At 47.4% G+C, this 23240-nt stretch carries 17 protein-coding genes; 1 reads left to right on the top strand and 16 read right to left on the bottom strand.

The window, feature by feature from the left end:
• Window positions 1–194 precede the first annotated feature (194 nt).
• Genes ymfI through yfmF form a run of 3 tightly spaced genes read right to left on the bottom strand, consistent with a single transcriptional unit; the run spans window position 195 to window position 3532 of the window.
• Window positions 195–968: an elongation factor P 5-aminopentanone reductase gene (ymfI, locus tag IEX62_RS16905; protein WP_229685866.1), complete on the bottom strand. Its 774-nt coding sequence runs from the start codon at window positions 966–968 to the stop codon at window positions 195–197.
• Window positions 965–2248: an EF-P 5-aminopentanol modification-associated protein YfmH gene (yfmH, locus tag IEX62_RS16900; protein WP_188776713.1), complete on the bottom strand. Its 1284-nt coding sequence runs from the start codon at window positions 2246–2248 to the stop codon at window positions 965–967. Before yfmH ends, ymfI begins: the two co-directional genes overlap by 4 nt.
• Before the next feature lie 3 nt (window positions 2249–2251).
• Window positions 2252–3532, bottom strand: a complete 1281-nt coding sequence (gene yfmF, locus IEX62_RS16895; RefSeq protein ID WP_188776712.1) for an EF-P 5-aminopentanol modification-associated protein YfmF — start codon at window positions 3530–3532, stop codon at window positions 2252–2254.
• A 462-nt stretch (window positions 3533–3994) separates the two neighbouring features.
• Between yfmF and IEX62_RS16890 the strand changes: the two genes are divergently transcribed.
• Window positions 3995–5077: a stalk domain-containing protein gene (locus IEX62_RS16890; protein ID WP_188776711.1), complete on the top strand. Its 1083-nt coding sequence runs from the start codon at window positions 3995–3997 to the stop codon at window positions 5075–5077.
• 191 nt (window positions 5078–5268) lie between these two features.
• Here the strand turns inward: IEX62_RS16890 and IEX62_RS24045 are convergent, their stop codons facing one another.
• From IEX62_RS24045 to rbfA, 13 genes are all read right to left on the bottom strand, one after another.
• Window positions 5269–8214 carry an FtsK/SpoIIIE family DNA translocase gene (locus IEX62_RS24045; RefSeq protein ID WP_188776710.1) on the bottom strand — a complete coding sequence of 982 codons (2946 nt, stop codon included), beginning with the start codon at window positions 8212–8214 and terminating at the stop codon, window positions 5269–5271.
• 250 nt (window positions 8215–8464) lie between these two features.
• Window positions 8465–10147 carry a ribonuclease J gene (locus IEX62_RS16880; protein WP_188776709.1) on the bottom strand — a complete coding sequence of 561 codons (1683 nt, stop codon included), beginning with the start codon at window positions 10145–10147 and terminating at the stop codon, window positions 8465–8467.
• A 591-nt stretch (window positions 10148–10738) separates the two neighbouring features.
• Window positions 10739–11614 carry a 4-hydroxy-tetrahydrodipicolinate synthase gene (gene dapA / locus IEX62_RS16875; protein WP_188776708.1) on the bottom strand — a complete coding sequence of 292 codons (876 nt, stop codon included), beginning with the start codon at window positions 11612–11614 and terminating at the stop codon, window positions 10739–10741.
• Window positions 11615–11662: 48 nt separating this feature from the next.
• Window positions 11663–12904: an aspartate kinase gene (dapG, locus tag IEX62_RS16870; protein WP_188776707.1), complete on the bottom strand. Its 1242-nt coding sequence runs from the start codon at window positions 12902–12904 to the stop codon at window positions 11663–11665.
• Between the two features lie 16 nt (window positions 12905–12920).
• Window positions 12921–13967 (bottom strand): aspartate-semialdehyde dehydrogenase, encoded by a 1047-nt coding sequence (locus IEX62_RS16865; RefSeq protein ID WP_188776706.1) that lies wholly within the window; start codon window positions 13965–13967, stop codon window positions 12921–12923.
• Between the two features lie 307 nt (window positions 13968–14274).
• Window positions 14275–14733, bottom strand: a complete 459-nt coding sequence (gene dut / locus IEX62_RS16860) for a dUTP diphosphatase (protein WP_229685864.1) — start codon at window positions 14731–14733, stop codon at window positions 14275–14277.
• Window positions 14723–15976 carry a M16 family metallopeptidase gene (locus tag IEX62_RS16855; RefSeq protein ID WP_188776704.1) on the bottom strand — a complete coding sequence of 418 codons (1254 nt, stop codon included), beginning with the start codon at window positions 15974–15976 and terminating at the stop codon, window positions 14723–14725. The genes dut and IEX62_RS16855 overlap by 11 nt, the downstream gene beginning before the upstream one ends.
• Window positions 15977–16591: 615 nt before the next feature.
• Window positions 16592–18700: a polyribonucleotide nucleotidyltransferase gene (pnp, locus tag IEX62_RS16850; protein ID WP_188776703.1), complete on the bottom strand. Its 2109-nt coding sequence runs from the start codon at window positions 18698–18700 to the stop codon at window positions 16592–16594.
• Window positions 18701–18873: 173 nt separating this feature from the next.
• Window positions 18874–19143, bottom strand: a complete 270-nt coding sequence (gene rpsO, locus IEX62_RS16845; RefSeq protein WP_188776702.1) for a 30S ribosomal protein S15 — start codon at window positions 19141–19143, stop codon at window positions 18874–18876.
• A gap of 153 nt (window positions 19144–19296) precedes the next feature.
• Entirely contained in the window at window positions 19297–20235 is a 939-nt protein-coding gene (locus tag IEX62_RS16840) for a bifunctional riboflavin kinase/FAD synthetase (protein ID WP_188776701.1), read from the bottom strand.
• 642 nt (window positions 20236–20877) lie between these two features.
• Window positions 20878–21876 carry a tRNA pseudouridine(55) synthase TruB gene (gene truB / locus IEX62_RS16835; protein ID WP_188776700.1) on the bottom strand — a complete coding sequence of 333 codons (999 nt, stop codon included), beginning with the start codon at window positions 21874–21876 and terminating at the stop codon, window positions 20878–20880.
• Window positions 21873–22850: a DHH family phosphoesterase gene (locus IEX62_RS16830; RefSeq protein WP_188776699.1), complete on the bottom strand. Its 978-nt coding sequence runs from the start codon at window positions 22848–22850 to the stop codon at window positions 21873–21875. The genes truB and IEX62_RS16830 overlap by 4 nt, the downstream gene beginning before the upstream one ends.
• 18 nt (window positions 22851–22868) lie before the next feature.
• On the bottom strand, window positions 22869–23231 hold the full coding sequence (gene rbfA, locus IEX62_RS16825; RefSeq protein WP_188776698.1) for a 30S ribosome-binding factor RbfA: 363 nt from the start codon (window positions 23229–23231) through the stop codon (window positions 22869–22871).
• Window positions 23232–23240: the final 9 nt, after the last annotated feature.

The raw sequence follows: 23240 nt of genomic DNA, 5'->3' as shown, positions 1-23240 counted from the left end.
AGAAAGGCAAGAAGCGAAAGGAAACAACTTTTTCATACCTTTTCATAGCGATAACGATTATCGGCAAAATTAGTAAGCAAATGACAATGTAGCTAACAATGAATAGAAGCTTCAATGTGCAGATCGCATCGAAGCTTCTATCCTTTTATGCCAATACTTATAACTTGCGCTTACGATCGATTGAAGCCTTTACGCTAAGTTAACCAACCTCCATTGGGGCTAACCACCTGTCCGGTCATATAGCCCGACTCGGGTAAGGAGAGAAAGTAAACCATCGATGCGATCTCATCCGGTTCAGCCATACGACCAGCCGGGATATCCTCCTCCAGCATACGAAGCTCATCATCGTGCAAATGCGCCAGCATATCGGTGCGTACTGCACCAGGTGCAACGGCGTTAACCGTCACCCCGGAAGGAGCAAGCTCTTTGGCAAGTGCCTTGGTGAATGCATTGACGCCGCCTTTACTGGCAGAATACAATACTTCGCAAGAAGCACCTGTCATCCCCCATATGCTCGATACATTAATGATTCGTCCATACTGTTGCCGGATCATATAAGGCATAAAGGTCTGACTGCAAAAGAAAACCGCCTTCAGATTTGCCGCAATAATATCGTCAAACTCTGCTTCGCTAAGATCAGCCAGCATCCCGTAATGAGACAGCCCCGCATTATTAACCAGTATATCGGGCTCCATGCCATGCTGCTCCAGCTTGGTCTGCATACGCCGAATTTCTTCCACTTCGCGCAGATCCGCAGCTACGGTGAGCACCCGCACGCCATAATCCAGACAGGTACGAGCAACCTCATTTGCCTGCTCGTGCGAGTTGCGATAATGGATAATGACATTCATACCTGCCATCGCGAATCGTTTCGCAATTGCAGCACCAATTCCGCGGCTGGCACCGGTAACAAGCACATTCATCTCTGCAAATGGCTTGCTGCTACCGTTCGAGCTTATGCCACTCATGGACTAACAACGACTGATACAGCCAACTGCTCCCAGTCGATATGTGCTCGTAAATAGCGATTGACGTCATCAAGAGTCAGTGCTTCATACATGCCCAGAACAGCGAAGAAATCACTATTTTTGAAGCGATAACGCATAAATTCATGAGCAATGCTCTCAGGCGAATTCAGAGAGCGCAGATAACTACCGATACGCTTCCCTACCGCACGATCAAATGCCTCCTGTGTGAAGCCCTTTTCCACGATCGCACCGATCTCTTCTTTTAGACGTTTAACCAGTAGCTCAGGATCCTTCGTATCGCCGCCAATCATCGAATATGCATAGTGCGGTGTTGCCGAATAATCGTAGCCAAAATCATCCGAAATCAGATCCTCATCGTACAGCTTTTGATATAACGCCGTACTATTACCGAGCAGCAGATCAAGCATCAGCTTGGTCGTCAGTGTGTGACGCTGCAATGCTTCGCCATCCAGACCCACTTCTTTTTCCTTAAAGCCCATTAGGAATTTCGGTTGGGATACTGGCAGCTTCACTTCATGCCATGGTTCGCCTACAGCAACAGGCTCCTCTTCAAAATAACGACCAATTCGTCCCTGCGGAGCAATACCTTTGGCATCCTGGTTACGGCGTACCTGCTCAATCACTTCAGCGGCATCTACACCGCCCACAACGAATACCATCATATTGGACGGATGGTAAAAGGTGTTATAGCACGTATACAGTGTGTCTTTGGTAATCGCACTGATCGATTCGATTGTACCTGCAATATCGATGCGGACCGGATGCTTCTGATACATCGCCTCAATCAAGCCATAATACACGCGCCAATCGGGATTATCACTGTACATCTGGATTTCCTGACCAATGATCCCCTTTTCCTTTTCCACATTTTCCTCTGTGAAATATGGATTTTGTACATAGTTTAGCAGCGTGTCCAGATTGTCCTCAATCTGCTCGGTTGCTGAGAACAGATAAACGGTCTGCTCAAAGCTTGTAAATGCATTAGCAGATGCGCCTTTAGCGGAGAACTTGGAAAATACATCTACACCATCGGGTTCTTCAAACATTTTATGCTCAAGAAAGTGGGCGATACCATCAGGAACCTGAATCTCCTCGCCACCCTCTACCTGAAAATGGTTATCGACTGAGCCATACCGTGTCGCAAAGATCGCATATGTCTTTTGAAAGCCTTCCTTCGGCAGCACATACACTTCCAGTCCGTTGTCTAGCTTTTCATGATACAGCGTCTCTTGTAGACGTTCATAGTGTATACTTTCCATCAATTACGCCTCCTTTTCGCCTGTCAGGAAATAGATCGTATCCAGCTCTAGCAGCTGAGCTGCCGCCTGAATCTCATCCGCTGTTACAGCCTCTACCTGCTCCAGCAATTCATCAATCGAACGTTCCTTACCAGCGAATCTGCCATTAAAATCATAGCCAATCATCTGATAGGCTGAATCACGCGATTCCAGTAAATCATTGCGTAGCAGTGCCTTCGTCTGTGCGATCTCGCTTTCGCTAATCTCGCCAGCTTGCAGCAGGGCGAGCTGCTCACGAATAATATCAAGCGCTTTTTGGAAATTTTGCAGCTCGATTCCAGATTGAATTGTCGTGATACCTTTATACGGATCAAAACGAGAGCCAACATAATACGCCAGACTTTCCTTCTCACGTACATTCATAAATAGCTTGGAATGTGGGAAACCACCCAGCACACCATTAGCGACCAGCGCAGCTGCATAACGATCATCCCCATACATAATCGGGTTACGCAGACCCATATTCAGCTTACCCTGGCTAACTTCCATACGTTCAACCACCTGACGTACTTCAGCACTGGCTGGCTTCGCTGCTGCTGGCGTATACGTTAGTGCATCGCCACGCTCCAGATGGAAATGACGCTCTACCAGTCCAATCACCTCATCCAGCGTCGTATCTCCAACGACATACAGGTCAAAGCTACAGGTGGACAGCCACTGGCGATACCATTCATACAATCCACCGCGCTCCAGATCATCCAATGCATCCAGACGACCGAGTGGACTCAGACGATAGGGCTCGTCCTTGCACATTTCCTGAATACAGCGCTCGGCTGCATAGCGGATTTTATCATCGATGATCGATTCAAGACGCTTACGTACATTTTCACGTTCTGCCTGTACATACTTTTGACGGAATGCTCCTTCTTCCAGTGCTGGTCTAGTTAACGTTTCACCCAGAAAACCAAGACTACGTGACAATAGCGGCTCATTGCTACTGACGAAGGCATCGTTGATCGTATCCATACGTAGCTGCACGAGCTGATAATCGCCTTTTTTGTATACATCAAGACCGAATCCTGCTCCATACATATCCTCTAACGCTTCACGGAACTGTGTAGTCTCCGGATACGTTTCATTCCCTCTTCGTAAAATAAAAGGGATCAGCGCTGTTGGTGTTACCGTATCCTCTGCCAGTGGTACTCCGAGATAAAGGGAGATTGCAAAGGTTTTAAACCGCGTTGTTGGCATAACATGCACGCGGATTCCATGAATTTCGCCGTGTTCAAATCCTGTAGTGTTCAATATCAAAACCCCTTTTTCAAGACGAATTTTGTTCGTGATACATCATAACGTTTATTTTATACTACCCTGATCCCGGTAAGCAAACCACTGGCTTACTTCTATCGTCTTGCGTCTATTTTCATACCACCCAATTCGTTCTCGTATTTTTGTGATCAATGATCTGGAAGTTAGCTCGAATGAAATGATCGTTCGCAAATATTTGTTAGAATGCGATCAGACCGTGATCAGATCGCAATTTTCAGCAAAGTGATAACAATCCAGTTACAAAGCTGATTTTATTACGATTGTATTTTATGTTAGAATCAAGTCTCTGGGTCCAATTAGGTCCTCATTATTATACAATTGGTACCTCTGGGAAATTTGTGCGAAACTATTTGCACGCGTAACGCGTCTAATTACATAGGATAATCAGACGAGGTTTGCCCTATCCAAATTTATTATGAAGGAGTCCGATGAACGAACATGAAACTAAACAAAAAACCGATGATCATCGCTGCCGTGTCCGCTCTGGCCGTATCTGGAACGATTTTTGCTAATAGTACATACGCTTCCGATGCTACCAAACAGCTCAAAGCGGTATATGCTAATATTAAAGTGATGTACAACAACCAGGCTGTTACTGTAGATGCAGCACAGGAGCCATTTATGATTAATGGCACCACGTATGTACCACTCCGCGTGCTGGGTGATGCAGTTGGTAAAAAAGTAACATGGAACAACACGGACAAAGCGGTATCGATCACCGATACGCAAACTCAGGTTCCACAATCCACTGTAGACGCTCTGAATGCACAAATTCAAAGTCTACAATTACAGCTGACCAATGCCAATACACAAAGTACGGGTAAAGACACTACCATTTCTCAGCTGCAAGCACAGGTTAATGATCTGAACTCGCAAATCACAAGCCTGAAAAATCAGCTTGCTGACAACTCCAGCTCCTCTGGTAGCGTGAGCAATGCGATGACTAAGCTGCAAACTGCACTGAACAACAGCTATGGCGATTACAGAAGTACAGGAGCGAGCATTGAGCTGACAGGCACACAGTCTGCGGTTAAAGTATCGATTCGTGTTAACGAAACCTCATGGAATGATACATCCAGCAGCAGCCGTAGAACATTGCTGCAAAATATCGTAGATGATATTCATGACAATACAACCTTCAAAAATGCTACAATCAGCGGTACAGTATACAACAAAAACTCTACCAAGCTGATGAGCTTTACCGTAAATAATAACAACAGCGTCGTAATCGGCTCTAATGTCGATCTGACGACTGTACAGAAAAACCTGAACAACGACTACGGTACGTATCGTAATATCAAGCTGAGCATCGAGCTCTCCAATGATAACGATGAAGAAATCGTATTCCGCGTGTATGCGAACAAAAGCGATTGGAATCTGCTGACTGACAATCAAGGCACTAGCCTGATGAGCAGTATCGCTGCCGATATCGATGCTGCCTATAGCAATATGGGCAAAAAGATTTACGGTTTCGTGTACGATAGCAGCAATCGCTCTACAATTCTCAAACGTTATAACTAATCGTTAACGATACCGAAATAAACAAAACCCGCTAGCTCCTTCATTTCAAAAGGAGCTAGCGGGTTTTTTATGATGTTAGGATGAGCCATCGCGATTGATTTCACTCGCATTATCGAGCTACTTCAAGCCTCAAACCTATGCTCGATCTGCTCTAGCTTTGTCTATTCGCATTCGATCTTTAATCTGCTGGATTAGCTACCTGTACTAATCTGATGATATTGCTCAGGGGAAACGAGTACCTCACGCGGCTTACTGCCTTCATAAGGGCCTACAATACCATGTGCCTCTAAGGAATCAATCAAGCGGGCTGCACGCGTATACCCGACACGCATACGGCGCTGTAGTAACGATACCGAAGCCTGCTTCGCCTCTACAACGATCTGCACTGCCTGATCAAATAGCTCGTCCTTCTGTTCCTCTATAGCGGTTACCGAATCATCAATCTCCGGCACAATATCGTCATTATACTCTGCCTCTGCTTGATCGCGGCAATAATTAACGATGGCTTCAACCTCCTGATCGGACATGAATGCGCCCTGTACACGGACAGGCTTGGAGGAACCAACAGGCATAAACAGCATATCTCCACGTCCAAGCAGCTTCTCCGCACCACCCATATCCAGAATCGTACGTGAGTCGATCTGAGACGATACACCAAAGGCAATCCGTGATGGAATATTCGCCTTGATCACACCTGTAATAACGTCAACCGATGGACGCTGGGTTGCGATAATCAGGTGAATACCTGCTGCCCGTGCCATCTGGGCAAGACGTGCAATCGCATCCTCTACATCGCCCGCAGCAACCATCATCAGATCGGCAAGCTCATCGACAATGACGACGATATAAGGCAAAATCGCCGCTGGATTATCCTTCATCAGATTGTTGTAGCCTTCCATATTACGCGTGCCCGATTTGGAAAATAGATCGTAGCGTTTTTCCATCTCGACCACGATCTTTTTTAGAGCGAGCGAAGCACGACGTGGATCGGTTACGACTGGTGCAAGCAGATGGGGAATACCATTATAAATATTCAGTTCGACCATTTTCGGATCGACCATTAGGAATTTCACTTCATCCGGCTTGGCTTTGTATAGAATGCTGGTAATAATGCCATTAATACAAACCGATTTACCTGAACCCGTTGCCCCTGCTACAAGTAAATGGGGCATCTTCGCTAGATTGCCGACAATCGTCTGTCCAGCAATATCTCGTCCAAAAGCAATCGATAAGCGGGCTTCAGATTCCTGGAAGATTTGTGTCTCCATCACTTCACGCATGGTGACCATGGCCACTTCATTGTTCGGTACCTCAATCCCGATTGCCGATTTACCAGGAATCGGAGCTTCCATCCGTATATCCTTTGCCGCTAATGCCAGTGCAATATCATCCGTCAAGCCAACAATCCGGCTTACCTTCACACCGACATCGGGCTGAATCTCATAACGTGTAACCGCAGGACCACGTACCACCTCTAGCACTTTGGCACGCACGCCAAAGCTTTCCAGTGTCGTCTCCAGCTTCCGTGCAATTTGCATATAATCATTCTGATCGGCTGCATTACCAGTTACCTTCGGCTTAGCTAACAGACTAAATGGTGGTAAACGATAAGGCTTCGGTGGAGGCGGTGGGGGTGTAACCATTGCTTGTCCATCTGTTGCTGGTGTATCTCCCTGCCCGGCTCCTATAGATTCTAGAGCATCTGCTCCTGTTGTATCCATGTCCACCGATTGTAATGGTACATTGGAAGCTCCATCAACTGCTGCTGACGATACTTGCTCATTATGCAAATGAGACGGATTCAGCTCTGATCCAGACTGCTGTGGAGCTGTCCACGCATCACTAGCTTGCCAGTCACGATCGGATGTATCCGAAGTAGACTTATCTGCATCATATAAGGCTTCTGCTTCCATTTCAGCACCGTTATGACCAGACTGCTCGGAACGAATTTGCTCAAAAAAGTCGCGGATAATAGGAGTACGATCTCCTTCTACTGTACTTGCCGCCACAGTAGAAGCACCTGCTGCTCCAGCTAATGGTGCTACGCCTGCGCTATTTAGACCAATGCCAGATGCCACAGCTATATCTGCTGCATCGTCCAGCAAATCATCCTCTAGATGACGATCATGCAGGCCGTGTATGCGAATATCTTCGTTCTGTGTCGTCAAATCAGATGATGCTGTGACAATCGAAGCTGCATCTGCTGCCGACTTACGTGACGATTTACTGCGAGTAATCGGCTTTCGCTCCGGTGCAGCAGCATACAACGCTTCCTCTCCATCGACTTCCGTTTCCTGTTCAAGCTCTCCATGTCTTTCTCTACGCAACCAAGCAAGCAGGCCGTTGCTACGTGTTGCCTCAGCATCGTCCTCTTTGCTTGTATGCGATTCATGCACTTCTGCCTCTGCTTCCGCAGCCAGCTCTAGCTCACGCTCCTGTCGGCGCTCTGCTGCTGCTTCACGCGAAGCTTGCCATTGCTGACGAGTCGAAGCACCAATACGAGCAACAATCGCCTGTCCGTACTCCACGATCTGTACAAGCGACATGCGTGTAATCAGCATCAAGCTAATAATTAGCATCACGCCTGTAATTAGCTTCGTTACCGTCACACCGAATAACATCAGGAGCAGCCACATTTGCACGGCTCCCACATAGCCACCTGCTGCCTGTCTTGCAGGTAACGATTCCAGCTGTGGCACTGGAACATGGATCAGAATGCTCATCAATGTTAGTGTACATACAAGCAATACTAACCCTGTCGTACGACTGTTCCAGCCGTTCGCCCAGCGTTGACGCAGCATCGTCATTAAGCCGATGTATATACCGGCAAGTGGCAGTACAAAATATACTTTTCCCAAAATAAACGAACTTATGTAATACAAAAAATGCCCCACGGCTGCTTGCCGTGATAGAGCAATGACCGATAACGTAATGAGCAAAATCCCATAAATTTCATATTTCAACAATCCAAGTGCAGGTGCCTGCGCTTTAGCTTTACGCTTACGCGCTGCTGTGCCTGTCCTTGTTGAGGCTGCTTTTCGTTTCGGTTGCGCCGGCTTCCGCGCAGCAGATGGCGACGGCTTCCGGGTTGTTTTGCTTGCTGCTCGTGTTTTCTGGGTTGCTTTCGGTTTAGCCACCTGTTACCACCTCCGATGTGTAATTATAGCATATTTGCTGACACTTACGTTCGCCTTTTCACGCCATAATGCGAACAGCAACCAGCATCTCCATCATACCATCCAGCCTGCGAAAATACATACCTTTCTAAAAAACAAAACCCCTGTTCCCCGCATGGGACCGTCCAATATACCATGCGGAAAATCAGGGGCGACTGGTTGCCCTTACCTATTATTCAAAAAGCACGTTTCTACGAAAGAGATCATGTGCTTACACTTCCATAATGATTGGCAGAATCATCGGTCTGCGGCGTGTTTGCTCGTACAGGAAACGGCCAAGCGCGTCTTTGACGCTTGTTTTCAGGGAAGCCCACTCGTTAACGTTCTCGCTCATCAAACGCTGCAATGTGCTAGTTACGATGCGATTCGCTTCGTCCAGCAGTCCTTCCGATTCACGAACATAGACAAATCCACGAGAGATAATGTCGGGTCCGGATACGATCTGACCATTTTGCTTGCTCAGTGTAACGACAACGACCATGATACCGTCTTGAGACAGCAGCTTACGGTCGCGCAATACGATGTTACCTACATCACCTACACCCAGACCATCGATCAGCACGTTACCGGAAGTGACTTTACCAGCTTTGCGTGCGGAACCGTTTTGAATTTCAACGGTATCACCGATGTCTACGATGAAGATGTTCTCTGGATCTACACCTGTCGCTTCACCCAGCATCGCGTGTCTGCGTTGCATACGGTATTCACCGTGGATTGGGATGAAGAATTTTGGTTTCATCAGGTTCAGCATCAGCTTCAGCTCTTCCTGTGAACCGTGACCGGATACGTGAACGCCCGGGTTAGCGCCGCTATAGTACACGTTAGCGCCAAGACGGAATAGCTCGTCGATCGTACGGCCAATGTATTTTTCATTACCAGGTACTGGTGTTGCTGCGATAATTACGCTATCGCCTGGCAAAATATCAACCTTACGGTGTGTGGAGCGTGCCATACGTGTCAGTGCAGACATCGGCTCGCCCTGGCTACCTGTCGACAGAATAACAACGCGATCCGCTGCCATTTTGTTGACTTCTTCCGGCTCGATCAGCATGCCGTCTGGAATGTCCAGATAGCCCAGATCACTTGCGATGCTAACGACGTTTACCATACTACGTCCGATAACTGTAATTTTGCGTCCAGTTACTGCCGCTGCATTCACAACCTGTTGAATACGGTGAACGTTGGAAGCGAATGTCGCTACAACAACGCGCTGTGGCGATTTGCGGAAAATATCTTCCAGCACGACACCCACTGTTTTTTCAGAAGGTGTATAGCCCGGACGATCCGCATTTGTACTGTCTGATAACAGAGCAAGTACGCCTTTGGCACCGATTTCAGCCATACGTTGCAGGTTAGCAAATTCGTTATTGACCGGAGTATGGTCAAATTTGAAGTCACCTGTATGAACAACGTTTCCTTCTGGAGTAGCCAGGCAGACACCTACGGAATCTGGAATACTGTGATTGGTACGGAAGAACGTAGCAGTGATGGTGTTACCCAGCTTCACTTCGGAATCCTCATGAATCAGGATTCGTTTCGTTTCGCCAAGCAGGTTGGCTTCTTTCAGCTTATTCTCTACAAGTCCCATAGTCAGGCGTGTGCCATAAATAGGTACATTGAGATGCTTCAACACATAAGGCAGGCCGCCGATGTGGTCTTCGTGACCGTGTGTGAGCAAAATACCGCGAACTTTATCCTGATTTTCCTTGAGGTAGGAAATATCTGGAATGACCATATCAATACCCAGCATATCCTCTTCTGGAAATTTCAAGCCTGAATCCACTACGACGATGTCATTCGCATACTGAATGACGTACATGTTTTTACCAATTTCACCGACGCCGCCCAGTGCAAAGATCGTCAGTTTTTCGTTATTTGTATTTTTCTTGGACAATGTAATCTATACCTCCTGTAATTGTTGGACGTCATTTTAATATTTATAAACAAAATCATTTGGTTTTCTTCTACATATTGGATCATTTATAAAACAAATCGCACACGTTGGCTATAACAATACAAACCGGCGATCACCAGTTGAAGTATGCAAGAAACCAGCATCCGAATGTTTCACATTCTTGCATAATTTGCCGATGTCACGAACACTCTGCCTGACAAAGAATTCTATCAGCAAATTCGTATTACTTTTTTATACCGCACCCAGTCACTTAAGAATATTATACATGATTAAAAAACAAAAACACAAGTCATGTTTGAAACCTCGTCCTACAAGCAAGTAAAACCCTTTCATATCAAGCCAAAATATTGTTTAAAATCCGCTATCACCCGATCCCTAACGCCAATCTATACAGCCCTATACATGCAAAAATGCACCCCTCCATGCTCATTACCCTGCCTATAGGCATTTGAATGTGCATTAAGGGATGCATTCTGTTACGTATATTTTACACAATTGTATTGCATTGAAGCATTGCTACGATGCAGTACCTATGTCTGATAGAAAGCAGCTGTAGCTCTACACCTGCTTTTACAGCAAAGCCTGGATAAATTCACGCTGTGCCTCCGAGGGACCAATTAGCGGCAGTCGTACATCGCCGTTACCGTACCCACGTGTGCATAGCGCATATTTAACCGCTGATGGATTCGGCAATGGATCAGGGCAGGCAAACAAGCCTTTGAACAGCGGCAATAGCTGCTGATTGATGCGTGCAGCTTGCGTCACATCTCCATTCACATACGAATGAATCATATCATGCATCTTCTGACCAACCACATGGCTCGCCACACTGATAATACCGTGTGCACCAACTGTAATCGCAGCGAAGCCTGTTGCGTCCTCACCGGAGTAAATACGGAAGCCCTCTGGCGCACCAGCGGCAATCTCCGTCACCTGATCAATCGACGCACATTCCTTCGTCGCTACGATATTGCTGATCTGTGCCAGTTGCAGCGTTGTTTCAGCTGATAAGCAGGTAACGGTACGTCCTGGTACATTGTACAAAATGACTGGAAGCTCAGTTGCTTCAGCAATCGCTTTGAAATGCTGGTACAGACCTGCCTGGTTCGGCTTATTGTAATACGGTACAACGAGTAGCAGCCCGTCCACCCCCAGCTTGGATGCTTCGCGGGTAAGGTGGATCGAGTGCTTCGTATTGTTACTGCCCGTACCGGCGATGATTTTACATCGACCAGCTGCATGTTTCACTGCAAAACGGAACATTTCGAGCTTCTCTTCATCTGTCAGTGTAGGTGATTCACCGGTTGTACCGCAGATGACGAGTGATTCAGACTTTTGCTCCTCAATCAAATAATCAATTAAACGGGCTGTTACCTCCCAATCGATCTCATCCTGATCGTTAAAGGGTGTGACCATCGCCGTAATCAGTCTTCCGAAGTCTACCAATGTTTTTCCTCCTTCAATACGGGATGCTTCCCGCAGAACTTGGTCAGATTATAGGTGCAGCTCAAACTGGTTATGCAGCGCGCGAACCGCTGGAACCATATCTTCTTTCTTGACGAGCACCCAGATGGTCGTATTGGAGTCAGCAGACTGAAGGATGGTAATTCCCTGTCCGGTCAAGGCAGCTACGATTCGTGCCATAATACCAGGCACACCGTTAATGCCACCACCAACAACAGAAACCTTGGCACAACCGCTCAAGCTGGTTGGCTGTAGTCCCATTGATTGAAGCAGTGCTGTTGCACGCTCTGCTTCGCTATCCAATACGGTATATACCGCGCCATGCGGGGTTACGTTGATAAAATCGACACTGATACGATTGTCCGCCATTGCTTCGAATACTTTCAGCGACAGATTATCGATACCTTCCTGCTCGGTAACGGTAATTTGCGTGACATTGGTCATATAGGTGATCCCTGTAACAAAACGATCAATAACGCCACCAGGTGAATCGACAAATTGATCTGGACGCGTAACGAGGGTTCCTTCGCTTTCAGCAAAGGTAGAACGAACACGTACTGGCACCTGTGCCTGCATCGCAATCTCCACGGCACGCGGATGAATCACCTTTGCACCCTGATGCGCCATATTACAGATTTCGTTATAGCTCACAAAAGCAAGCGGCTTAGCATCTTCAACGATGCGTGGATCAGCGGTTAAAATGCCTTCAACATCTGTATAAATATCTACCATGTTCGCATGCAGTGCAGCACCAAGAGCTGTTGCTGATGTATCACTGCCGCCGCGTCCTAAGGTAGTCAGATCGCCATGTTCAGTTTGCCCCTGGAAGCCGGTTACGATAACCACCTTGCCTTCTTCCAGCTCACGCAATACACGCTCTGGACGAATCGTCAAAATACGTGCATTGCCAAAGTTATCATCCGTAATAAAGCCAGCCTGTGCGCCTGTTAGGGCAACAGCCGGGATACCTTCACGAACGAGCATACCGCTCAAATTCACTGCGGAAATGATCTCTCCACAGCCCATCAGTAGATCGCGCTCACGCGGGGATGGAAGACTGCCATTATTAGCAGTGCTCTCCAGCAATGTATCAGTAGCGTAAGGATCGCCACTGCGACCCATCGCGGATACCACAACAACGAGCTTGACCTGCCGGGCAAGCTCGCGTTTGATATGCCGCAGCACATGCTCACGCGCCTCTGGTGTCGAGAGCGATGTACCGCCAAATTTTTGTACCAGTATGTTAGTTGTTTTTTGCAATAAGGTCGTCATTGACCACACGCCTCCGTTAGCTGTTGACTGCTGTTTTTGCGGCGATGATCTCGGCGATTTGAACAGCGTTCCATGCTGCACCTTTGAGCAGATTATCCGATACGATCCACATGTTAAATGCACGCGGATTGTCCAGATCACGGCGCAAACGACCAACAAATACATCGTTTTGGCCTGCTGCTTCGGTTGCCAGTGGATAAGCCTGGTTGGATGGATCATCCACCAGTGTTACACCTGGCGCATTTTGCAGAAGCTGTTTAACCTCGTCCAGATCAGCATCCTGTTTCAATTCAACGTATACTGACTCCGAATGTCCGTATACAACTGGGATACGTACACATGTTGTGGTGACTTTGATCGAGTCATCTTCCATGATTTTCTTCGTTTCCCGAACCATTTTCATTTCTTCCAGTGTATAGCCGTTATCCTGAAATTTATCGATTTGAGGAATTGCATTGAATGCAATTTGATGCTTCACTGGCAGTGCACCAACCGGCAAAATATCCGGTTGTACGTCTTCACCTGCAAGTACAGCCTTGCTTTGACGCTTCAATTCTTCAATCGCCTGATTACCGGCACCCGATACCGCCTGATAAGTCGATGCGATAATACGATCGATGCCGTAGCGATCTTGAAGTGGCTTGAGTGCAGCAACCATCTGGATCGTAGAGCAGTTTGGATTGGCGATAATACCTTTGTGGTCAGCAATACGATGTGCATTGACCTCAGGTACGACCAGCGGTGTATCCGGGTCCATGCGATACGCATTCGTATTGTCGATACATACAGCGCCATGACGTACTGCATGCGGAGCCAGCGCCTTCGTGATATCGCCGCCTGCACTGAACAGAGCAATATCTACACCAGCAAAGCTATCCGGTGTTGCTTCTTCCACGGTAACTTCCGAACCCTTGAACAGAACCTTCTTACCCGCCGAACGCGCCGACGACAGAAGCTTCAGCGTTTTCACCGGGAAATCGCGCTCCTCCAGCAATCTTACAATCTGTTGACCTACTGCTCCTGTCGCTCCCACGACAGCCACATTAAAGAATTGATTAGACATCTAGCATCTTCTCCCCTTCGATTTTGCAGGGTGCGCCTAAACGCACAAGCGGCGGTCTGGTTCAGACCACCGCAGACCCCCACCGGTCACAGGGACCGGAAATGAATTTCAGTATCCTGCAATAATTGTAGAAATGATATCATTCCCTGTTATTTCTTTCAACTGTTTTGCAGAAAAGTTTTAATGCGGTAATATCCAGCAATGCAGTTTCTGCTGGATCGCTTCGCGGATCACAGCCGTTTCGCTTATATGGATAGTCACCTAAGCGAAGATCGAAGATACAGCGACCGCGATTGGGTCAAGTCGCTTATTTGGTGCCGGTATGACCAAACCCACCTGCACCACGAACGGTCTCAGACAGCTCACTCACCTGCACCAGCTCTGTATCAGGCACAAGCTGGAATACCATTTGAGCAATACGCTCACCACGAGCAATGGCAAATGCTTCACTGCCCAGATTGATAAGTAGCACTTTAATCTCACCGCGATAATCGGCATCGATCGTACCCGGTGTGTTCAAGCAGGTAATCCCATGCTTGAATGCCAGACCACTACGTGGGCGAATCTGCGCTTCCAGGCCAGCTGGCATTGCCAGCGCCAGACCGGTTGGAACGAGCGCGCGCTCACCCGGCTGAAGCACCATTGGCTCCTCTACCGCAGCGTAAAGATCATAGCCAGAAGCCTGCTCCGACATTTTACGTGGCAGCTCCAGACCTTCATGGTTAGGTAATGTTTTGATTTCTACCGAAATGGCATTAGTGGACAAGTTCATCTCTCCTTACATGTGCAATGCTTTTATCTGACGCACCAACCATCGCAAGTGCATAAGGCTCCGCAAACATATCATCAATGACTGAGCGAATATCCTCCATGCTCACCTGCTCAATATAGTCGATCGTCTCGTCCACGGTATCGTGCTGACGAAGCATAATTTCATTTTTGCCCAGACGATTCATCAGGCTGCTCGTGCTTTCCAGACTCAGGATCAGGCTGCCTTTCAGCTGCTGCTTCCCTTGCTCCAGCTCCTGCTCGGTCAAGCCGTTTTGCTTGAGATCATGCAGCAGATTATGAGTCAGCTCAAATACATCCTTCGTCTGCTTCGGTGTTGTCCCCGCATAGATCGTGAACAGACCGCTATCCGCGTGTGCGGTGTAGTAGGAATAGACCGAATAAGCTAAACCGCGCTTTTCGCGAATTTCCTGAAATAGACGCGAGCTCATTCCGCCGCCAAGCGCATTATTGAGTAGTACCATCGCATAATACCTTGGATCATCTATTTTACCACCCGGGAAGTTCAGGCAGATGTGATTTTGTTCTGTTTTCTTTTTGTGGAATACGAGTTCTCCTTTGAACTCCGGGGCAATTAGCTGTTGCTCTGGTCCATGCACGTCGAAGCCACCAAAATATTTTTCCAGCAGTGGCACCATACGCTCATCGATATTACCAGCAACGCTGATAACTGTATTTTCAATCGTATAGCGATCCTTCATAAATAGACGCAGCTGATCCGGCCCCATCGGTTCCAGACGCTCAGCTGTACCTAGAATTGGATAAGCAAGCGGATGGTTGCCATACGAAGCTACAGTTGCCAGATCATGCACCAGATCGTCTGGATCATCCTCGTACATCGCAATTTCTTCCAAAATGACGTTTTTCTCGCGTCCCAGCTCTTCCGGGTCAAGTAACGAGTTGAAGAACATATCGGACAGGATATCCAGCGCGATCTCCAGATGCTCATCCAGCACCTTGGCGTAAAAGCATGTATATTCCTTACTCGTAAATGCGTTCACATTGCCGCCAATACCATCGAAAATTTCGGCAATCTTTTTCGCGTCAAAACGCTTGGTGCCTTTAAATAGCATATGCTCTATAAAATGCGAAATTCCATTTGTCACAAGATTCTCGTTGCGGGAACCGGTTTTGATCCAGATTCCGAATGTGACAGAACGGAAGGTCGGCATTTTTTCCATAACGATTCGCAAACCGTTATCCAATTGTATCCGTTCCATAGACGGGCCCCCTAATTGATAAATGCATTCCTATCCTAACAGAATATGCAACCTTGCTCAAGCATGATAGCGGTTTGACACGGTTTTGTCAGGGAGTATGGATGATGCATTGTAGTTTGGTGCTGCATTTTATAATAGAAGAAAAAACGTCATCGACTGCAAAAACTTGTTTTTATAGTACAAAAAATTAAGCGGTTCGATTAATTCGCTTACTTCATTTACCAGATGTGTTACACCACTCCGTCAAGGAATAAGGGAACGTCCTCAGGTGGAACCCAGGAATCTATGAATGTAGAAGTCAGGGTAGATTCCCGGGTTCCAAAGTCGTCCTTTTCCCTTATTTCCTTGCCTCCGTTCTTTGGGTGTAGCCAACCTTGTTCTCTAAACGTTGTAAGCATTACCATGATCTTCTTAGCTGTATTCCTGCTATTTGAATTGCCCTTGTTAGATCACTTCAATTCATACTTATATGGTACTTGCTTATAATGAATACTGACATTCATTTTGTACACAAAATGAAAAAAGAGACAGAATAAGCTCTGACTCTTTTGCTCATCTTGCTATGAAATTAAGGGCGCAATGCCCTGAAACGATTGCGCTGGCTAGCGCGAACGATCAGGACTTTGCTTGTTCTGCGTTGTCTGCTGTCAGCAATACTTTGCGGGACAGGTTCACGCGACCTTGACCGTCAATCTCTGTTACTTTTACCGTGATCATATCGCCGATCGCTACAACATCCTCCACTTTGGCTACGCGCTCGTTGGAGAGCTGGGAGATGTGTACAAGACCGTCTTTACCTGGGATCAGTTCAACGAATGCGCCGAATTTCTCGATGCGTTTTACTTTACCAAGGTACGTTTCGCCAACAACGACTTCACGTACGAGGTCTTCGATCATTTTTTGTGCTTTTTTGATCATCTCTTCATCCGACGAGCCGATAAATACGCGGCCATCCTGTTCGATGTCGATCTTCACGCCAGTTTCATCAATGATTTTGTTGATGACTTTGCCGCCGGGACCGATAACGTCGCGGATTTTGTCTGGATTGATGTTGATGATAACGATTTTTGGAGCGTATTTGGACAGGCTTGTTCTTGGTTTGTCCAGCAGCTCGTTCATTTTACCAAGGATGTGCAAACGTCCTTCACGTGCCTGAGACAGCGCCTCGGACAGGATCTGACGATCGATACCGTTGATTTTGATGTCCATCTGGATGGCAGTTACACCTTCTGCTGTACCTGCTACCTTGAAGTCCATATCGCCGAGATGGTCTTCCATACCTTGAATATCGCTCAGGATGGATACATGCTCGCCATCTTTGATCAGACCCATTGCAATACCTGCTACAGGTGCTTTGATCGGTACGCCTGCATCCATCATTGCCAGGATACTTGCGCAAATACTTGCTTGAGAAGTCGAACCATTGGATTCGATAACTTCCGATACCACGCGAATCGTGTATGGGAATTCTTTTTCCGAAGGAATAACTTTGGACATTGCACGCTCACCGAGCGCACCGTGACCGATCTCACGACGACCTGGAGGACGCAGTGGACGAGCTTCACCAACACTGAATGGTGGGAAGTTATAGTGGTGCATAAAACGCTTGGATTCTTCAGGTGCAATACCATCCAGAATCTGTACATCGCCAAGTGCGCCAAGCGTACAAATGCTAAGTACCTGTGTTTGACCACGAGTAAACAGACCGGAGCCGTGTGTACGTGGCAGCAGATTCGCATCACATTCGATTGGACGAATCTCTTCGAGCTTACGTCCATCTGGACGTACTTTATCATGGGTGATCAGACGGCGCACTTCTTCTTTAACGATATCGTGCAGCACTTCTTTTACATCATCCATCAGATCAGGTGTTTCTGCATATTGCTCTTCAAAATGAGCGACTGCATCGTTGTTCACCACGTCAATCGCTTCTTGACGAGCTTGCTTCTCCGCAATTTTCAATGCATCCACCAGACGTGCTTCTGCAAATGCACGTACTGCTGTGTTCACATCTGCGTCAACGGTATGCAGCTTCACTGCCATTTTCGGCTTGCCTGCTACAGCAGTCAGCTCTTCGATGGTGGAGATAATATTTTGAATTTCGGAATGACCGAACATGATTGCTTCCAGCATGATTTCTTCCGGCAGCTCATTTGCTTCCGCTTCTACCATCATGATAGCATCGCGTGTACCTGCAACAACGAGGTACATTTCGCTCACTTCTTGTTGTGCCTGTGTTGGGTTAATGATGAACTCACCATCAACGCGACCTACCGCTACGCCACCGATTGGACCATCAAATGGTACATCGGAAATGCTCAGTGCAGCAGAAGTACCGATCATCGCAGCAATTTGCGGCTCGCAGTCCTGCTCTACACTCATTACATAGTTGGCTACCTGTACATCGTTCCGGAAGCCTTCCGGGAACAATGGACGGATTGGACGGTCAGTCAGACGGCTTGCCAGAATCGCCTTTTCACTTGGTCTACCTTCACGCTTGATGAATCCACCAGGAATTTTACCTACGGCATACAGCTTTTCTTCATAGTTTACGGTAAGTGGGAAAAAGTCCAGATCTTTCGGCTCGGAAGAGGCAGTTACGGTACAAAGCACCGCAGTATCGCCATAGCGTACCATTACTGCTGCATTCGCCTGTTTAGCCAGACGGCCAGTTTCCAGTACAAGGGTTCTGCCTCCGAGCTGCATTTCAACTCGCTGTTCCATGAAATTCCTCCTTTTTAGGTCATCCTACTATTCTATAATCAGCTTCCAATTCCCTTCCGAAAATTAAAAGCGAAAAATATGTGTACTTACAAAAAGCAACCCGGCCGCCGCCGTTGGCTCCGAAAAGACCATACGGCTGAACAACCAGGCTGCTTTGGAATTGCATTTTAGTTTTAGCGACGCAGACCGAGTCTTTCGATCAACGTACTGTAACGTTTAACATCGTTCTTTTTCAGGTAAGCAAGAAGCTTACGGCGTTGACCTACCATTTTCAACAGACCACGACGGGAATGATGATCCTTTTTGTGGCTGCGGAAATGATCCTGCAGATTTACGATGTTTTCAGTCAGGATAGCGATTTGTACCTCTGGAGATCCTGTATCGGACTCGTGAGTTCTGTACTCCTCGATCAATTGGTGCTTGCGCTCTTGAGTAAGTGCCATCCTATTCACCTCCTTAATAGTTTCATTAAAAATCGCCATTAGCCTCGTTACCGGCGGTGAAACTCGTGTAACCAAGCTAAGGTTCGGTTACTGAATCTAGGAAACAGCAACGTTGTTCAGTATAGCATAGACGAATATCAAATAGCAATGCCCTTATAAAAGAATCTGTCTTGCCGATTCCGCATCCCGTGTAATCTGTGTTACCAGCTCGTCAATCGAACCAAACTTCTGCTCAGGTCGGATATAATCGATCAGCTCGACAGCCAGCTGCTGTCCATACAGATCGCCCTGGAAGTCCAAAATATGCGCTTCAAAGCTAGGACGCGTCTCGCCCGTCTGAAAGGTTGGCTTAAAGCCGATATTCATCACACCTGCACGCCAAACGCCTTCAGCCAGCACACGAACCGCATACACACCCGGACGTGGCACTACATAGCGCTCGCTCAGCTCCAGATTCGCAGTTGGGAAGCCGATTGTACGTCCGCGCTTATCCCCATCAATAACAACACCGCGAATTTGATACGGTCTACCTAGCAGCTTCGTCGCATGCTTGGCATCCCCCTCGCGCAGAGCTGCACGAATCGCTGAGCTGCTTACTTTGTTATCCTCCAGCAGGAATGCAGGAACAGTCTCCACGAGTAATGAATCCTGACCAAGCTCACGAAGCAGCTCCGGTGTACCTGCACCACGATGTCCAAAATGAAAGTCAAATCCGACCACTGCCGTATGTACATGCAGTGGCACCAGCATTTGCTCATAAAATTGCTCTGGCGTTACCGCTGCAAATGCATGATTAAATTCCGCTACATACAGCGTATCAACGCCCATTCCGCGCAAAATCTCTTCCTTGATCGAAAGCGGCGTCAAATAGCCTTCGTAATCTCCCTTACCCAGCACTTCCTTCGGATTCGGATCAAAGGTCATCACCGAGGCGGTAATGCCCAGGCGACGTGCAAGGCGAATACCATAATCGATCACACTGCTATGACCGAGATGTACGCCGTCAAATTGTCCGATGACCATCACCTGCGGGTCTGCCTCGCGTGGTATGCCGTTTTCCGGCCAGGGATAAGCCAATCTTACTATGTTCACTGTGATATCACCCGCATTTCTACAAATGGATTCATGCATGGCAGGCTGCACGTTTAGTGATGTGCAGGTTGTTGCTGTCGCTGCATGTAATGGTGTGCTTGATGGCTGATTGCTTTGGTTTGCAGTTGAAGCTGAGCTTATACGTTGCACTAAACATCAATTACTCAGATTTTGAGTATTGGAGCTCGAATTATGATGAATCATCAAGCACTCCGGCAAGGAATAAGGGGACGGACTCAGGTGGAGCCGCGGGAATCTACTAGATTAGGAATTAAATGTAGATTCCCGCCCCTCCAAAGTCGTCCTTTCCCCTTATTTCCTTCCCTCCGTTCCGTGCTTATTAGCAACTTTATAAAAACGTCTAATTAGTTTCTTATAGGACATTATTAGGAGTATTTGTTAAGCAAGTTCAATTCACTTGCTACACTAATGTAATTTATCGAAAAACGATATTTTACACTTCAATACTCTGAGTTCTGCCTACATGAAATTGTGTACTTGTCTATTCAGCATAGAGCAGTACCTTCAGTAAAAAGCATTCATATCAGCATAAGCTTTATTTGCTTCGTACTTATTCACTTTAGCTTTGAAGTACTGATAAATATCTGCAAAAGCCCATCCGCTACGCCTATACAAATATAATTACGGCAGGAACACCTTTACAGGCACGATACGATCGCTCGGTTCGTCCTTACGGAAAATTCCGATGAACTCGCCTGCGGGTGCGTACAGTTTGAGTAGTATGTCTGCATCGGCTATAGGCTTTGTAGCTGGCTCTTGTGTATCTGTAGGGTTTACTGATACAGAACCTGTCTCAGCCACCGTAGCGCTCTCAGAAGCGATATATGGGCGAATATACTTGCTGTCTATATGTTTACCTTGCAGGGTGTGCTTGTATACTTCCTCATCTACTGTGAAAGCAGGCAGATTGGACATGGCCTGGTCTGCTGGGATGAGATGTTGTTCTAGCTCGCCCTGTTCAACCAGCTGTTCGATCTGCTCAAAGGTTAGGCATTGTTGCAGGCGGATGCCTGCGGATTCGGTGCGTACGAGCTGCACCATGGTAGATGGTACGCCGAGTGCACGTCCAATATCGACACATAGTGTGCGGATATAGGTGCCTTTAGAGCATAGCACACGGAAGGTGATTTCTGGATGGTCGTCTGGCTTCCAGCCGATCATTTCCAGCTCGTGGATCGTTACCTCACGGGATTTACGTTCTACGGTTTTCCCTTCACGTGCTAGCTCGTACAGGCGTTTGCCATCAACCTTGACCGCAGAATACATCGGAGGCACCTGAGAGATCGTGCCCGTCATCGTGTTCAGTACTTGTTCGACTTGCTCACGACTAATGTTAGCCTGATCGATCTGCTCGATAACTTCGCCGGTTAGATCCTCTGTATCGGTAGCGATACCGAAACGCAAGACCGCTACGTATTCCTTAGGCATTTCTTGCAAATATTCCACGATCCGCGTTGAGCGGCCCAGACACAGTGGCAGTACGCCTGTTACGGCTGGATCGAGCGTACCTGTATGACCGATACGCTTCATCCTCACAATACGCCGAACTTTTGCTACTACATCGTGAGAGGTGAAGCCTGCTGGCTTGTGTACGGCCAGCACGCCATCAAATTCGTTCATAGAAGCTCCTTTATATACGACACTACTTGTTGTTTGACCTGTTCCAGACTGCCTTCCAGACGACAGCCCGCTGCTTTGATATGCCCACCGCCACCAAAATGCTGTGCGACTGCGGCAACATCAATACGTCCTGCCGAACGAAGACTAGCTTTAACAGCATTTTCGTCGATTACCTTGAAAAAGATACCAACCTCTACGCCCTGAATGTTGCGCGGATAGTTGACAATGCCCTCAAGGTCTTCATTTTCTGCTCCGGTTTGAATCATATGCTCTGGAGTCACATAGACATGTGCAATTCTACCATGGGCTTCAAGTTCTAACGTGGACAACGCCAGCGCCAGCACCTTAACCTGTGGCAATGTCACTTCTTCAAGCAGCGTTTCTGCCAGCTCAGGCCCGTTTACACCCAGTTCAAGCAAACGTGAAGAGATTTCCATCACTTTGGGTGACGTACTGGAATAACGGAATCCACCTGTATCTGTCAAAAGACCGGTATAGATCGCCTCGGCTGCTTCACATGTCCATTTTACATCAAACAGATTGATCCAATCATACAGCACTTCCGCAGTGGCTGCTGCGTCGTCTTTAACGACATTGACAGCTCCATAGCGATCATTGGTCGGATGATGGTCAATATTCAAAATGGCTGCCGTTTCCGACATCCAGTTTTTGACCAGACCGACACGCTTGAAATCCGCACAATCCACGCAAATCACATGCTCATATTGACGTTGTCCACCGTCCTCCAACAGATTCATAATCTCGCCGGATAGCGTAAGATAGCTCATACGCTTTGGAATAGGACCTTCGTTTACAAGCGTAAATTGCTTTCCGAGACAAGACAGCAGCCAGCCCACGGCTACCGTGGAACTGACTGCGTCTCCGTCCGGCTGAACATGCGAAACCACTAGAAAATTGTCATGCTCCTCTATAAATGCTTTCGCATCTAGAAGCGCCTGTTCATAGGTCTGCATTGCCGTCTCCTTTGAGGCTTACTCGTCTTTATCGGAATCTTCGCGATGAATCTGATTGATCAACTGATCGATCCGATTGCCGTAAGCAATCGACTCGTCAATCTTGAACAGCAGTTCAGGCGTATGACGCAACCGGATGCGCTTGCCGAGCTCGGAGCGCAGGAATCCAGATGCTTTTTCAATTCCTTTGAGTGAACCTGTTTTTTGTTCTTCGTCACCTAGCACGCTGAGGTAAACCTCAGCTTGTGACAGGTCGTTGGTTACATCCACGCCGGTAACTGTAACGAAACCGATGCGTGGATCTTTCAATTCGTTTTGGATGAGCAGGCTCAGTTCTTTTTTGATCTGTTCGCCTACACGTCCTGTTCTAATCTTAGCCATTGTTTTTCA

The sequence above is a fragment of the Paenibacillus hunanensis genome, from assembly GCF_014645615.1.
Taxonomy (GTDB): Bacteria; Bacillota; Bacilli; order Paenibacillales; family Paenibacillaceae; genus Saccharibacillus; species Saccharibacillus hunanensis.
This window is presented reverse-complemented; position numbering and strand designations above follow the sequence as displayed.